This window comes from Enterococcus alcedinis, from assembly GCF_014635985.1.
GTDB classification, from domain to species: Bacteria; Bacillota; Bacilli; order Lactobacillales; family Enterococcaceae; genus Enterococcus_I; species Enterococcus_I alcedinis.
Genome location: NZ_BMDT01000008.1, coordinates 46,224 through 61,176 on the forward strand (window position 1 = coordinate 46,224; position 14,953 = coordinate 61,176).

A 14,953-nucleotide genomic window follows, 5' to 3' on the forward strand; every position below is an offset into this window, starting at 1 on the left:
AATTGTCTAAGTTTTTTATTGAAAAATAGATTTTAGCATCATTTATTAAGGTTTGGAAACCTTTGATTATAACGGTTTTTAATATTATGATACAATTGTCTATACAGATAATTCAATAACTAAGGATGGGAGTGTTTGTGATGTTTCATATCATGCGGATTTATTTACTAAGTGCGATAGTCTTTTTAATTTTTGATCTTTTTTGGTTATTAGTCGTTTCCCAAAAAATGTATCAACAATTTATTGGGCATCTGATGGGTGATGTAAGAATCATGCCAGCAATTATCTTTTACTTTCTTTATGTGAGCGGTGTTTTGTATTTTGTTATCCTTCCAGGTATTGAGAAAAATAGTTTGATTTATACTCTTTTAAGTGGAGCTTTTTTTGGTCTTATTTGTTATGCAACATATGATTTGACTAATTTATCAACGTTGAAGAATTGGCCAGTCACCATGACTCTGATTGATTTGGCCTGGGGAACGTTTGTTACGGGGAGTACTTCGGGAATTGTGTATTTATTAAATAAATTTTTGTTTGAAAGAGGGTAGGCACCTGTGGATGAATTAGATAATCAGAGAATCTTAGAAAGTTTTCTAAGTGGTGCATTGAACGTAATTGAGGAGAAAGAAGCGTTGAATAAAATCAACGTTTTTCCAGTAGCCGATGGTGATACGGGAAGTAATTTGGCTGCTTTAATGCAGTCAATTGTTGATCAAGTGAATCCAGAGTCAGCATCTGTCAACAAAACGTTACAGAGTATAGCTGAGGCGTCATTAATCGGTGCCCGGGGGAACTCAGGAATCATATTTGCGCAATACCTCAATGCTGTTGCTCGTGTCTTTGAGCAGGGAGAACGAACTGTTTTAGGATTCGTATATTCATTTAGCGTAGCCGTAAAGGATGCCTATCAAGCCTTATTAGAACCTCAGGAGGGAACGATTTTAACTGTGATGTCCGTTTGGTCAGAGGCTCTTTATGTCGGATTTTTAAAAGAAGAAGTACTTGAAAAAGCATTACTATCGGCGGAAGAAGCAGCCTCAGAAGCCGTTCAACAGACGAGATATCAATTAAATGTCTTGCGTCATAAACGCCTTGTTGATGCCGGAGCAAAAGGATTTTATCACTTCATAGAAGGCTTCACTAATACTTACTGTGATACTAAAGGAAAGTCAAGGTTAGCAAGCGATGATAGAAATGAACATGTTGATTTTTTAGAAATAGACAATCAAGCAGAACGCCCTAACGAACGCTATTGTTCTGAATTTTTATTAAAAGAAGTGATCGTCGATACCGTTGCGCTGAAAGAAAAACTTTCAAAATATGGTGATTCACTGATTATTGTAGGAGAAGGTAAACTCGTTAAAATCCATATTCACACGAATAAACCAAAAGATGTATTGATTAAATTAGAACAATATGGAGTGATTGTTAGTCATAAAGTCGATGATATGTTATTGCAATGGGATACTGCGAATACACCTAAATACCCGATTGCAATCGTAACGGATTCAATTGCTGATATTCCCCAAGAGCTACTGTTAGAGGAACAAATTCATGTGTTGCCTATTCAAATCCTTACTGATACAACGAGCTATTTAGATAAACAAACGATTGACAGTTCCATTATTCGAGAAAAAATTCAAAAAAAAGAAAAATTGAGTACATCTCAGCCAAGTATTCAAAGCGTTGATGCTTTACTTTCATTTTTGGAAGGTAAATACCGTGAAATTTTAATTATTACCGTTTCAGCTAAATTAAGTGGAACATATCAATTAATCAAACAACGAATCGAAGTAAATAAATTAAATCAAGCGCAAGTTCATGTGATTGACTCAAAATTAAATGCTGCAGCACAAGGCTTACTCGTTCTCTCAGCCGTTAATGCGATAAAAAAAGGCGAGTCGTTTGAACAGGTCGTTACAACTGTTTTAGAAACGATAACAAGGAGTTTTATTTATGTTTCTGTAGCCAGTCTGGCACCAATGGTGGAATCAGGTAGAATTCCTAAAAAAATTGGTCGAATAGCACAAAGACTAAACGTCTATCCGATTGTCACTCTAGATTCAGATGGAGACGGTAAGCTAAAAGGGATTTCGTTTAGTCAAGAGTCAGCAACAAAGAAAATGTTGAAGCAAGTTCATACGTTGATAGCCAAAAGTCAGTTAGAAGCATTTGCTATCACACACGTGGACAATGCTGAAAGAGCGAATGAAATTGGTAAGAGTCTATTTGATAATCAAGATGGACGAAGCCACTATATCGTTGAAAGTTCAGCGGCCATAGCGATTAGTGCAGGGATTGGTGCAATTGCAGTAGCCGGAATTAAAGTTAAGGAGGAATTATAAAGATGATATATGGTAGTGTAGCGATTATTTTATTTGTCTATTTTGTTGTGTGGTCCATGATTTCAAAAATGAAAAACAACTATTCGTTAGTTGATATTGCCTGGGGATTAGGTTTTGTTGTGGTTGCTTGGGGGAGCTTTTTTATAGCCAGTCATTGGCGTACGCAATCCTTGATTATCTTGTTACTTGTCTCTATTTGGGGTTTGCGATTATTTTGGCATCTATTTAAAAGAAATTGGAACCGCCCTGAAGATTATCGCTACGTCAATATGCGTAAACGATGGGGAACGAGTTTTGTCAATCTCAAAGCATTTTTGAATGTTTTTGTCCTTCAAGGAATTCTTTTATTCATTATTTCATTACCGATTATGAATAGTTTTTACCAAGTTAATTCTAGTTTAACCTGGTGGCAAATCACGGGTATAATCATTTGGATTATCGGTTTTTATTTTGAAGTTGTTGGAGATTTACAATTAGAAAACTTTAAAAAGAATCAGAATAACAAAGGCAAATTACTGACGAAAGGATTATGGTCATTAACCAGACATCCTAATTATTTTGGTGAGGCTACTTGTTGGTGGGGAATTTTTTTGATTTCATTTACAAATAGTGAACAATTATGGCTGATGATTAGCCCAATAGTCATCACTTTGCTTTTGCTTTTTGTATCGGGTGTTCCTTTACTTGAGAAAAAATATAAAGACCGAGAAGATTTTAAAATTTATGCTAGTAAAACGTCGAAATTTTTTCCATTCATTGGGAAAAAAGGATTATAGAGAGTGAGAGATAATGTAGCATCATCAATTTTAAAGGTGCTGTCTTTGAAGTATTCAAGTACAGTTTTTGTAACTACCATCAATGATAATTGTGATAGCTACATCTTCTCTTAATAATAATGAACCCCTGATTTTACTTGATAGTTCAAGTGAAATCAGGGGTTTTATTGACTTACAACCGGGATATGGAAAGATGATTATTGCGATCAGATTGAGCCAGAGAGTGTGAGAAAGAAGCCACTTATGCAATATCGGCGGCTTCTTTCTCATTTTTTTAACATGCGATAGATAATATGAATAACGAGCTTAGCTATTTCCTCTTCAGGTTTAGAGGAAGGAAGAGATTAAATCGACGGAAAAAACAATCATGAGCAAAACTTTATCTATTTAAAAGATTTTTTGTTATAGTTCGCTTATCAGGTGATAAGTGAATTAGTCATTTAATTGAAAAAATCTTGTTATCTAAATAGAATAAAAAATGGAGGAATTAAAATGTTTTTAGCATTAAATGAGATAAGATATGCTAAGTTACGTTACACTTTAGTGATTGGTGTTATGTTTTTAATTGCCTACTTGGTCTTTTTCCTTAGTGGATTAGCCTATGGTTTGGCACAAGAAAATAGAATGGCTGTGGATAAATGGGAGGCGGATTACTTATTATTGTCTGATAAAGCTAATGATAGTTTAAATATGTCAATGATAGATCCAGAAATGATTGAACAAGTGGAAGCCAAGGAAAAAGCGCTTCTAGTACAAGCGCCAGCAATTATTTATCAAGTAGAAGATCAAGATACAAAGGAAAATGTCAGTTTTTTTGGAATTGACTCACAGCAATTTATTACGCCCAATATTATTGAGGGAGAATTATTTTCTAAAAAAGGTGAAGTTGTTGCCGATATTAGCTTAAAGAAAAGTGGAGGCTATTCACTAGGTGATCAGATTAAAATTTCAATGAATGATGAAAAAATGACGATTGTAGGATTTACGGACAATGCGAAATATAGTGTTTCTCCTGTGTTATATACATCTTTAGAGACAATTCAACAAGTACGTTACGGTGAAATGGCTGAAAAGCAAGAACTACGCGTAAATGCTATTATCACGAGAGGTCAAATCACAGAGAAACCGGACGGGTTGAGTAAGATTGCGATTGGCGATTTTATTAATAAGTTACCTGGATATAACGCACAAGTGTTAACATTTGGCTTTATGATTGGATTTCTGGTGATCATTGCAGCAGTTGTAATTGGAATCTTCATTTATGTGTTAACGATGCAAAAAACAGCGATATTTGGCGTAATGAAAGCGCAAGGGATTTCTAGTAGATACATTGCAAAATCGGTGATTGCTCAAACCTTCTTTTTGGCAACAGTTGGTGTATTTACTGGCTTGGTTCTGACTATTTTATCGGGGCTCGTGTTACCAGAAACAGTCCCTTTTCAGAGTAACTTGCCCTTTTTCGCAGGAATCAGTCTTTTAATGATTGTTATTGCAATTGTTGGAGCATTATTCTCAGTTCGAGCAATTGTAAAAATTGATCCATTGAAGGTTATAGGATAGGGGGATAAAAAATGAGTGCAATTGAGATAACGAATGTTAAGAAGTCATTTAAAGATGGTGATACGACGATTGAAGCACTAAAAGAAACTAATTTTTCAGTTGAAAGAGGTGAATTTGTTGCGATTATTGGACCTTCAGGTTCTGGAAAGAGTACCTTTTTAACAATTGTTGGTGGTTTACAGACACCAACAGAAGGAGAGGTTCGAATTAACGATCTTACTTTTAGTGGAAAAAAAGAAAAGGAACGTGCCAAACTGCGTTTTAATGAGATTGGATTTATCTTACAAGCATCTAATTTGGTCCCTTTTCTAACAGTTAGGAAGCAATTGCAACTAGTCGATAAAGTTGCAAAGCAAAAAGAAAACAAAAAAGGTATCGATTTGTTGAAGCAACTGGAAATTGAAAAATTAAGTAATAAATATCCAGAAGAACTTTCAGGGGGAGAACGTCAACGTGTTGCAATTGCTCGAGCACTCTATAATGATCCAACGATTATTTTAGCAGATGAACCAACAGCAAGTTTAGATACAGAAAAGGCATATGAAGTTGTTAAAATTTTGGCGAAAGAAGCCAAAGAAAAAAACAAAGCGATTATTATGGTGACGCATGATTTGAGATTGGTGACGTATTGCGATCGAGTTTATACAATGGATGATGGTGTATTGTTTGAAACAAGTAGGGATGAATTTAAATGAAGAAAATTGCAGTTATTGGTGCAAGTGTAGCAGACTTAAGTGCAGCTATTCGACTCTAAAATCAAGGCTATGATGTCCATTTATTTGAAAAAGAAAGTAAAGTCGAAGGAAAGATGAATCAAATGGATAAAAATGATTTTCGTTTTGATGTTGGACTAACGATTGTAATGATGCTAGAAATTTATCGAGAAATACTTTCAGTTGTACGTAATCAACGATACTAAATGTTAATTAAGAGACAATCGGTGAGTCTGATGAGGAAATTGCAATTGAAAGAAGAGGTTTCTAAGGTAAATTACTTGCTTTCAGAAGGGGAATAAGATGTATGATGCCATTTTAGATGTAGCTGAAAAATTATTTATGTCACAAGGATATAAGGAAACATCAACGCGCCAAATTACGGAACAATTAAATATTAGTCAGCCAGCTCTGTATTACCATTTTAAGAATAAAGAGGATATTTATTATAGTGTCATGTTACGTTTATCAAAACATGTCGAAGGCAATCTGAGAGCTATTTCAGCTCAGGAAGACCTTGAAATAGAAGTGAAGATAAGTCAAATGGCATTATTTTTACAGAGAAAGCATCCGGTCAATTTGATTTTAATGCTGAGAGATATTCGACAAATGCTTTCAGAAAAAATCACATATAAGATTTTTTTATTATGGAAAAAATCGTATAGACAACCATTTGTTGATGTGCTTTCACAAGATCCGTTGATTTCAAGAAAACAAGAAGACTGGGACTGGATTGCAGGACAACTCTTTGTTGTCATTTCGTCTTACTTAGAAACCACAGAAAAAGAAGACGAGTTGTTAAGAAGTATTCATTTGTTCTTATATGGTTTATTAGACGATTAAATTTAAGGTGATTAGGCAAAAGTCGCCCATCCTCCATAGGTTAGTGAAGAATGATGTTCTGTATGAGTGCTGTCATTGATAACCAATAAACCGATATACAAAGTTTATTTCTTTTTTGTTATTCCACGTTGTAATCAGTCTAAAATAGAAAATGTATGGATACAACAATGGGAGTATCTGCGAATAATTATTCAGTATTATGAGCTTGCACAGGTAAATAAATACAGTAGACAAGTGATTGAGGATGAAATATCTGAATTTACTAAAACAACTTTTAAATGAATTACAGAGTCCTGTCACATATTTAACTGGCTATTTAACAATAGGTGTTGGTAAAAATTAGACAATTTTTAGAATAAAATCGTAGGATCAAGCAGCTGATTTCATTGTTTGATCTTTTTTTGAATGCTTCTTGATTTAAAATGCTTGTTACAGTTGATAAAAATTCCAGTTTTAAAGTTAATGAAGTTATGGAAGCCGTAGTCTGAGAGCAAAGATACTTTTCTTTTTCTGAATAGCGGAGGACACTAAAAAAGATTGATAGATTTTGCACCCTTTTTTTAGTGTCCATGCTGTAGGATAATAACCGAGCAATAATTTCTGTTTGAGTCAAATGAGCTTTAAAGGAAGGGCTCTAATAGCGTTTTTCTCAGTATAAATCAACGGCTTTCTTTTGAAGTGATTTCCAATTTGAACACTCCTTATAGATTAGTTTTTGTTGATCTTATTCTCATGGATTTCAATGTATCTGTTTAGTTATATCTACAAAAATAGTGTGGATAATTTCTACTAATAATAGAAGTATAGAACAAATAATATGCCCTCCAATCTAACTGGAGTTATCAAGTTAGATTGGAGAGCATATGTATTTATAGCCGTGTTATTATTACATGCTTGCAATTGTTTCATCAAATTCTTGTTTAATTGCAGCTAATTTTTCTGGTTTTTCGAGTAGCTCTAAAATCGATAAAGACAATCCTTGCGCGGCTTTGATTAAACCATTTTTTCCATCTGGTGAAATCGTTGCATCGGCCATTTCTACCGTATGAGCGCCAACTTCAGGGCCACAAATCTTAATGAATCCTTGAATCGTTGGGCATTTGTAACTGACCGCACCAACGTCGGTGGAACCTTTCGCAACTTCATCAACTGGTTGGATATCAGTTAAGCCAAGTTCTTCGTATTTTTCCGTTAATAAATCCGCTAATAAATAGTTGACTACCGTATCATCGTAGGGGCACTCGTAAACAGAAGATTTGAACGTCACGCCATTTGCTAAAGCGACACCTTCGACAGCAGTCATGGCTTTCGCTGTAATTTCTTTGGCATAAGCCATTGTTGGTGCGCGGAAGTAATATTCCAGTGAAGCATAACCTGGAATGACATTGGCTGCTTCACCGCCATCTTTAATCACGCCATGAATGTATGTATGTTGATTCGAAAATTGACGAATTAAGTTGATTTGTAAGTAACTCATCACAGCGGCGTCAAGGGCTGATGCGCCGGCTTGAGGCATACAACCATGAGCAGTTTTACCAAAGAACTCAAATTTAATTGGATTCAAGGCACTAGAGCGACCACCAACACCATTGTGGCTACCAGGGTGAACCATCAAAGCGACATCGACATCATCGAAGACACCGGCGTCAGACATGCTGACTTTGCCACCGAAGTTTTCTTCAGCAGGCGTACCAACGACGAGTAATTTTCCGCCAAATTGATCGATAATCTTTTTAACCGCTTCACCAGTTGCGATACCGATACCGGCGATTAAGTTATGGCCACAGCCGTGACCAACTTCTGGTAGCGCGTCAAATTCACACATGACAGCGATTGTCGGTCCCGGTTTACCGGTATCGTATTCACCAATAAAACCGGTTGGAACGATATAGCCCGAAGTTGTTTTGAAACCAGCTTTATCTAAGTAATCAACAAGTAAAGCCATCGTTTCAAATTCTTCATTGCCAATTTCAGGGTTATCGTACATGGTTTGAACTAAATGCATATAAGCATCAACGTTGTTTTCAACGGATTGTAAAAGCGTTTCTTTGGCTGTTAAAGTCATCAGTCAATTCTCCTATTCTTCGATTGCGTCAACCGCAAGTTTCGTATATTCTGCACGCCATTTATCTAAGTTACCATTTTCAAGGTTTTCTTTAATCACTTTGTTCGCCACTTCGATTAAGGCTTTGTTGTCACGTCCTTTAGGGAAACCGATGACGTTTGTTGCGTATTGTTTCGTAGGATCTAAGTCAAACGTTTCTTGTGGTAAAATTTCTAAATCTGGGAATGTCGCTAACATTGGTAATACGTGTGAAGAGGATACTGTAATGGCTTCGACATCTCCAGAGTTTAACGCTAAAATAGCTGCATCCATCGTACCGAATTGCTTGATTTTTGAATCGTCCGTTACTTTTGTAGCAAGTTCATATTGTACAGAACCAGCTTGGGCGCCAATCTTAATTTTTGCTTCTTTGACTTCATCTAAAGACTTGTATTTTGCTGCATTTTCTTTTGTCATTAACAATCCTTGGAAACCATCTGCTGCTTCTTGTTGGTAACCTTCAGAAAACTCCATTACTTGGCCACGTTCATCGGTTCCAACGAAAGCTGCAATCCCAAGATCGACACTGCCGGTTTGGATATTGGCTAAAACGCCATTGAAGTCTGTCGGTTTAATTTCAAGTTCGACGCCGATTTCATCTGCAAGAGCTTGAATCAAGGCAACATCACTACCAACGATTTCTTTTTTACCATCTTTTAAAATATAGAACTCAGCAGGGGGGAAGTCAGGTGAAGTCGCCATCACGATTTTTCCAGCTTCTTTGATTTTACTTAATTGATCGGTGCCAGCATCTGATTTTGAACCAGCTGTTGTATCATCTGTTGAGCCGCCACCACACGCTGCTAAGACTGTCATTGTTAATAGGCCAACCACGGCTAATTTAAATTTATTTTTCATTTTATTTTCCTCCAATTTGTTATGTATTAAAAAGTAATTTGATCTAGGAATTCTTTAGTACGTTGTTCTTTCGGATGATCAAAGAGTTCTTCAGGTGTACCTTCTTCAACAATCACGCCTTTATCAATAAAGAAAACACGTGAAGCGACTTTTTTAGCGAAGTTCATTTCATGCGTGACAATCACGGTCGTCAAATGACTTTTAGCTAAATCTTGAATAACTAGTAAGACTTCTTTTACCATCTCAGGATCAAGTGCCGAAGTCGGTTCATCAAACAACATGACTTCCGGTTCCATTGCTAAGGCACGGGCGATAGCGACCCGTTGTTTTTGACCACCGGATAACTTACTTGGATAAACATCTCGCTTATCGGACAAACCGACTTTTTTCAATAACTCTTCGGCGATTTTTGTCGCTGCATCTTTCGAAAGGTTTTTGAGTTTCATCGGTGCTAAGATGATATTTTCTAAAACAGTCATATTTGGAAATAAGTTAAAGTGTTGGAAAACCATGCCAATTTGTTGGCGAATCAAGTCAATGTCACTTTCTTTTAATGTCTTATCGGTTAGTGACTTGTCTTTAAATAAAACTTCACCGCCTGTTGGTTTTTCCATTAAGTTTAAACAGCGAAGAAAGGTTGATTTTCCTGAACCAGAAGGTCCAATGACAGCCAAAATTTCGCCTTTTTTGATTTCAGTTGAGATGCCTTTTAAGACTTCTAAATCGCCGTAGCTTTTTTGTAGATTCACTGTTTTAATCATAAATACTTAACCTCTTTTCTAGTTGTTTCATTAAGGCAGTCAATGTAAATGTTAAGAAGAAATAAATAATTGCGACAATAATTAACGGTTCAAAGATCGAGTAAGTCGATGCTTTAACAATGGTCGTTGTATACATCACATCAAAGATTCCTACGACCGATACAATAGAAGATTCTTTAATCATTGCGATAAATTCATTTCCTAAACCAGGTAAGATGACACGTATCGCTTGTGGAATAATGACTGAGCGCATTGTTTGACGACGACTTAGACCAAGGGAACGACCTGCTTCCATTTGACCTTTGTCGATCGCATCTAGCCCACCACGTAAGAGTTCACAAATATAGGCACCTGAGTTAATCGAAAGAGCGACAATTGCCGTTAAAAATTCACGTGAGCCATAAATGTCACCTAGGAAAGGCATGGCCGGAATGGTGATACCGATTAAAGGCAAGCCGTATAACCAAAAATATAATTGAATCAGTAAAGGTGTTCCGCGAATCACTTGTGTATAAATCGCTGCGATCCCTTTGAATAGTCTGTTTGGTGATTGTTGAAGCAGTGTTGCCAGTAAGCCAATAATCGATCCAAAAAAGACGGTCATTAAAGATAAAACAATTGTAACAATCGTTCCATCGATAAAAGTCGGGATCCACTTTGTCATTTTTCCAAAATCAATGACGATATTCATTAGGTAGAAATAATCCATTTGAAGACTCCTCTCGAAAATATTCATTATTTAGTCGTTTTTATGAATATTATTTACGTTTTATTAGTATATAATGTATAATAATTCATTTTAAACTGAAAAGCAAGCATATTTATTTAATATTTTGCAAGATTGCTGAAATGTTCGTATTTAAAAAAAGAAAGGGATTTCATGACAAGCGAGGCAAAATAAGGTACGCTAACAATAGTAGTAAAAATAAGGAGGAATATTCATGAGTTTAACGAGTACGTATGTCTTAAATGATGGCAACAAGATTCCAGTCGTTGGTTTTGGAACATGGCAAACACCGGATGGCGAAATTGCCAAACACTCCGTTTTGAAGGCATTAGAAGTTGGCTATCGTCACATTGATACGGCAGCCGCTTATCAAAATGAAGGGTCCGTCGGCGCGGCAATCACTGAAAGTGGCATTCCACGCGCAGAGTTATACATCACGACCAAGTTAGCCAACCCAATTGGCACGTATGAAGCAGCGGTGCAAGCAATCGATGATTCATTAAAAGCGTTAGGAACCGATTATATTGATTTGTATTTGATTCACTGGCCAACACCGATTGCTTTTAGAGAGGATTGGGCGACACGCAACGCTGATTGTTGGCGTGCGATGGAAGAAGCTGTTGCAGCAGGAAAAATCAAAACGATTGGCGTCTCGAATTTTTTACCGCATCATTTAGAAAAATTGTTTGAAACAGCAACGATTAAGCCGGCGGTCAATCAAATTTATTTGAATCCAAGTGACCAACAAGTCGAACTGGTAGCCTTCAACCAAAAACATGGCCTGTTAAGTGAAGCTTACAGTCCGCTTGGAACAGGAAATATTTTAGAAATTAAGGCATTACAAGTGTTAGCTGATGCGCATAATAAATCCATCGCGCAAATCGTTTTACGTTGGAGCTTACAAAAAGGCTTCTTGCCATTACCAAAATCAGTTACCGATAGTCGAATTTTTGAGAACAGCTTATTGTTTGATTTTGAATTAAGTGCAGAGGAAATGAAACAAATCGATCAATTGCAAGGCGTCGCAGGCAGTGCTTTGAATCCCGATGAAGCAAGTTTTTAAATCAACCTATTTAATATAGGAAGAAACTTGAACAAGGAAAAACTTGTTCAAGTTTTTTTTATTGCCGTTAATTCAAATAAAGCGTATACTTTTCAATAGTATTTTGCAGGGGAGAGGAAGTATGTATGAGTTTGTATCAAGCATTACAATTGTCACCATATGAATTGAAACATCAAATGAGAGAAGGAGAGGCTCAAAAGAAAAATTACTATTTGATGGTTTTACTTTTACGCTCTTTTTTAATGATCCTTTTTTCAATCGCCTTTATTGTGGGCTGTACGACGATTTTTGGTCAGGAGCAAAGCAGTCTCGCAGTTGTGTTATTGTGTCTATTGCTGAGTTTACGAGTCGTTGATTTTGGTTATAACGTGAAAGAAAGCATTGTTGGCTTAGGGGTTGTCTTTTTAATTTTTCTAATCGTGCCGCAGGTTGTCGGCTTATTCCAACCAGTTATCGCATTTATTATTCATTTTTTAGCACTGATTTTGATTTTCTTTATCACGAGTTACAATCGCTTATACGGAAATCCTAGTCTGTATAGTTTTTCGTATATGTTTTTAATAGGAACGGTTCCTCCATCAAGCGTTTTTAGCACACGTTTAACTATGATGGTCGTAATGTATCTTATTTTTGCGTTGATTTATTATAAAAAACATCAAGATAAACATCAGAATCATACGTTTAAATCACGCATGCTGGGGGAAAATACGTTCAATGAAAATAACCGCTTTTTATTGTTTCTTGCTTTTGGCATGAGTTTATTCTTTTTTGTGATGGCGGTGTATCCGTTAGAGCGCTTTATGTGGGCGGGTTTTGCCTGTTCGTCTTTATTAGCCGGGAATCATGACCAATTAAAAGAACGTTCAATTGCAAGAGTGATTGGTGCGGTTTGTGGCTCGCTATTATTTTTGTTTGTTATGAAATTTTTACCAGCGAATTATTGGTTTTTCATTGGTCCGATTGCTGGGTTTTTCTTAGGCTTGTCAACGAAATACCGCAATCAAACCATCATTAATTGCTTCGGTGCCTTGTTGTTAGCACAAGGAATCTATGGGATTGAAGAAGCAGCCCATTTACGTATTTTTACTAATCTGTTTGGGGTGGTTTTTGGCGTAATCTACTTGTTATTTATGAATCAAACCATCCAATACTTGACCAATCGTAGGATTCCAAAAAGCAGCGAATGATTTTATATTCGTTGCTTTTTTCTTACGATGAAAGGACTAGAAAAACGAGAAAATTGCCGGGTATGGTATAATTAGGCTAGAAGTAAAGGAGGTTTTTTAAGATGAAAAATCCATTTGTTGAATCCATTGAGTCGACATTTAAAGGCGCTTATCAGGCAGTCACTCGTTTCTTTATGGCAAGTGTGGGCGCATTTTTATTTATGGTGATAACGATGACCCGTATTCAAAGTGTCGAAAGCACGCAGAACCTTAATCGACTGTTATTTGATAGCTTGCAATGGTCCGCAGCTTTAATCGCGATTTTAGGACTGGCCTCTATCACGTATGTTCGGAGCCAAAAAAATCAGCCAAGGAATCATTGGCTAGCCAATGGTTTGACAGGTGTCAGTGGTGTGATTGTTTTTGTTCTCTTATATTTTTTAGGTCGAGATGAATTAAGTCCGGATAGTTATTATCGTTATCCAGGACTAACCTATCTAGCACAGGGGCGCATGGCGATTTTAATCAGTGTCATTTTTCTTGCTTTTATTTTATTTGCAGCCAAGCCATGGATCAATAAATACGTGTCACGGACCATTTTTATGATTCAAAAAGCAATTGCAGTATCTGGGATTTATGGGCTCGTGTTACTTGCCGGGACATCAGCCGTAGCAGGAGCGATTCAAGGATTGCTTTATCCAGCGATGAGCTTTAAAGTGTATCAACACTTAACCTCACTGATTGGCTTTATTGCCTTCATGTTATTCTTAGGTTTTTTACCCGATTTTTCCAAAGCGGAAGAAGATGAAAAACGCCTAGAAGCAGAACAACAGCCACGTTTTATCAAACTACTATTTTCTTATATTTTAGTGCCGATAACGCTAGCGTTAACCATTGTCTTATTACTTTGGACTGTTCGTATTATTTTCCAAGGAGTCGGAGAAAATTTCTTGCGTCTTTCAGGTATCGCAACTACGTATACGCTTGTTGGGATCTGGCTGCATATGATGGTGCAAGAAGCGGACAATGCCCTTGCGAAATTTTATAGAAAAGTGTATCCGATTGCCACGCTGATTATTTTGGCATTTGAAGGTTGGGCAATTATCAATCAATTGTTAATGTATGGCATGCAGACAACTGAATATTATTTCGTGATTGTTTGGAAAGTGGCCGTCTTAGCGATGCTCTTACTCGTCTTTAAATTCAAAAAAAGTTATGCCGTCGTTTTGTTACTAACGATGATTAGTATGGTATTTACCGTTTTACCAATTGTCGGTTATCAGAGCTTACCGGTTACACTCCAAAGCAATCGCCTAGAAAAATTATTGACCGAAGCGGAAATGTTTGATGGCCAAAAAATTATTCCAGGGAATCCAAAAATGCCGCGTTCCGAACGAGAGAAAATTACCGTTTCTGCGACGTATCTGGCACGACAAGATTCCGATAAGATACCAAAATGGTTGACGATTTCAGCTTATAATGATCAAAGCTTTAAAGAAGTTATGGGCTTTGATCCGATTTATCCGAGACAAGATGATACACCGCCAACGCCGGCCCCAGGAAAACAAGTAAAACGTATGAGCTTAGCGCGTGAAAACCAAGCCTTTTCGATTGCGGACTTTGAGTGGCAAGTACCCCTTCATTACGATAATGAAACGAATAGCCAACGTGGTATCTTGAAAAGTAATCAAGGTCAATTTATCATTGAATGGCAGACAGATGCGCAAAGTAGCTTACCAAGTTTGAAAGTCACGTTGGATGATCGCGTAATCATTGAAGAAACCTTACAGGCTTACTTTGACGAGTTGCAAGAAACCCATCCTGCTACAGTCGATATGAATCAAAGTGGGGAGACCATTGATGTTCCAGAACTTCAATTTAATTTCGAAAGTTCAGAAATAAAAGGAACAATCATTTTCAGCACGATAGAAGTAGTGATCAATGAGAATACGAATGAAACAACGTATTGGTCAGAAGTTGAAGGAATTTATGTTAGTGAAGTCAAACCTTAAATAAAATAAATAACAGACAGACCAT

At 36.6% G+C, this 14,953-nt stretch carries 13 protein-coding genes and 1 pseudogene; 10 read left to right on the forward strand and 4 right to left on the reverse strand.

Annotated features, from left to right (window positions below; translation table 11 throughout):
• Positions 1 to 140 precede the first annotated feature (140 nt).
• The 7 genes and pseudogenes from IEV09_RS08970 (at position 141) to IEV09_RS09000 (ending at position 6,237) form a co-directional block, all read left to right on the forward strand.
• The gene (locus tag IEV09_RS08970; RefSeq protein ID WP_188367962.1) at positions 141 to 548 is read left to right on the forward strand and encodes a DUF2177 family protein; all 408 of its coding nucleotides are present in this window, start codon (positions 141 to 143) and stop codon (positions 546 to 548) included.
• Positions 549 to 554: 6 nt separating this feature from the next.
• Positions 555 to 2,345, forward strand: a complete 1,791-nt coding sequence (locus IEV09_RS08975; RefSeq protein ID WP_188367963.1) for a DegV family protein — start codon at positions 555 to 557, stop codon at positions 2,343 to 2,345.
• A gap of 2 nt (positions 2,346 to 2,347) precedes the next feature.
• On the forward strand, positions 2,348 to 3,121 hold the full coding sequence (locus IEV09_RS08980; RefSeq protein WP_188367964.1) for a DUF1295 domain-containing protein: 774 nt from the start codon (positions 2,348 to 2,350) through the stop codon (positions 3,119 to 3,121).
• A gap of 492 nt (positions 3,122 to 3,613) precedes the next feature.
• Positions 3,614 to 4,681 carry an ABC transporter permease gene (locus IEV09_RS08985; RefSeq protein ID WP_188367965.1) on the forward strand — a complete coding sequence of 356 codons (1,068 nt, stop codon included), beginning with the start codon at positions 3,614 to 3,616 and terminating at the stop codon, positions 4,679 to 4,681.
• Positions 4,682 to 4,692: 11 nt separating this feature from the next.
• Positions 4,693 to 5,376: an ABC transporter ATP-binding protein gene (locus tag IEV09_RS08990; RefSeq protein WP_188367966.1), complete on the forward strand. Its 684-nt coding sequence runs from the start codon at positions 4,693 to 4,695 to the stop codon at positions 5,374 to 5,376.
• Positions 5,373 to 5,570: pseudogene (locus IEV09_RS08995) on the forward strand (NAD(P)-binding protein); the annotation flags it as partial. The gene IEV09_RS08990 and the pseudogene IEV09_RS08995, both read left to right, overlap by 4 nt.
• A 127-nt stretch (positions 5,571 to 5,697) precedes the next feature.
• The gene (locus IEV09_RS09000; RefSeq protein WP_188367967.1) at positions 5,698 to 6,237 is read left to right on the forward strand and encodes a TetR/AcrR family transcriptional regulator; all 540 of its coding nucleotides are present in this window, start codon (positions 5,698 to 5,700) and stop codon (positions 6,235 to 6,237) included.
• Positions 6,238 to 7,123: 886 nt separating this feature from the next.
• Here IEV09_RS09000 and IEV09_RS09005 read toward each other — a convergent pair.
• Genes IEV09_RS09005 through IEV09_RS09020 form a run of 4 tightly spaced genes read right to left on the reverse strand, consistent with a single transcriptional unit; the run spans position 7,124 to position 10,669 of the window.
• Positions 7,124 to 8,302: a M20 family metallopeptidase gene (locus IEV09_RS09005; RefSeq protein WP_188367968.1), complete on the reverse strand. Its 1,179-nt coding sequence runs from the start codon at positions 8,300 to 8,302 to the stop codon at positions 7,124 to 7,126.
• Between the two features lie 12 nt (positions 8,303 to 8,314).
• Entirely contained in the window at positions 8,315 to 9,199 is an 885-nt protein-coding gene (locus tag IEV09_RS09010; RefSeq protein WP_188367969.1) for a transporter substrate-binding domain-containing protein, read from the reverse strand.
• A 26-nt stretch (positions 9,200 to 9,225) separates the two neighbouring features.
• Positions 9,226 to 9,960: an amino acid ABC transporter ATP-binding protein gene (locus IEV09_RS09015; protein WP_188367970.1), complete on the reverse strand. Its 735-nt coding sequence runs from the start codon at positions 9,958 to 9,960 to the stop codon at positions 9,226 to 9,228.
• Positions 9,953 to 10,669, reverse strand: a complete 717-nt coding sequence (locus IEV09_RS09020; protein WP_188367971.1) for an amino acid ABC transporter permease — start codon at positions 10,667 to 10,669, stop codon at positions 9,953 to 9,955. Before IEV09_RS09020 ends, IEV09_RS09015 begins: the two co-directional genes overlap by 8 nt.
• Before the next feature lie 232 nt (positions 10,670 to 10,901).
• Here IEV09_RS09020 and IEV09_RS09025 point away from each other — a divergent pair, with 232 nt between their 5' ends.
• The 3 genes from IEV09_RS09025 to IEV09_RS09035 all read left to right on the forward strand — a co-directional run bounded on the left by IEV09_RS09025 (position 10,902) and on the right by IEV09_RS09035 (position 14,928).
• Positions 10,902 to 11,750 carry an aldo/keto reductase gene (locus IEV09_RS09025; protein ID WP_188367972.1) on the forward strand — a complete coding sequence of 283 codons (849 nt, stop codon included), beginning with the start codon at positions 10,902 to 10,904 and terminating at the stop codon, positions 11,748 to 11,750.
• 125 nt (positions 11,751 to 11,875) lie between these two features.
• Positions 11,876 to 12,937, forward strand: a complete 1,062-nt coding sequence (locus IEV09_RS09030) for an FUSC family protein (RefSeq protein WP_188367973.1) — start codon at positions 11,876 to 11,878, stop codon at positions 12,935 to 12,937.
• A gap of 101 nt (positions 12,938 to 13,038) precedes the next feature.
• Positions 13,039 to 14,928 carry a DUF4153 domain-containing protein gene (locus tag IEV09_RS09035; RefSeq protein WP_188367974.1) on the forward strand — a complete coding sequence of 630 codons (1,890 nt, stop codon included), beginning with the start codon at positions 13,039 to 13,041 and terminating at the stop codon, positions 14,926 to 14,928.
• The last annotated feature ends 25 nt before the right edge of the window (positions 14,929 to 14,953 follow it).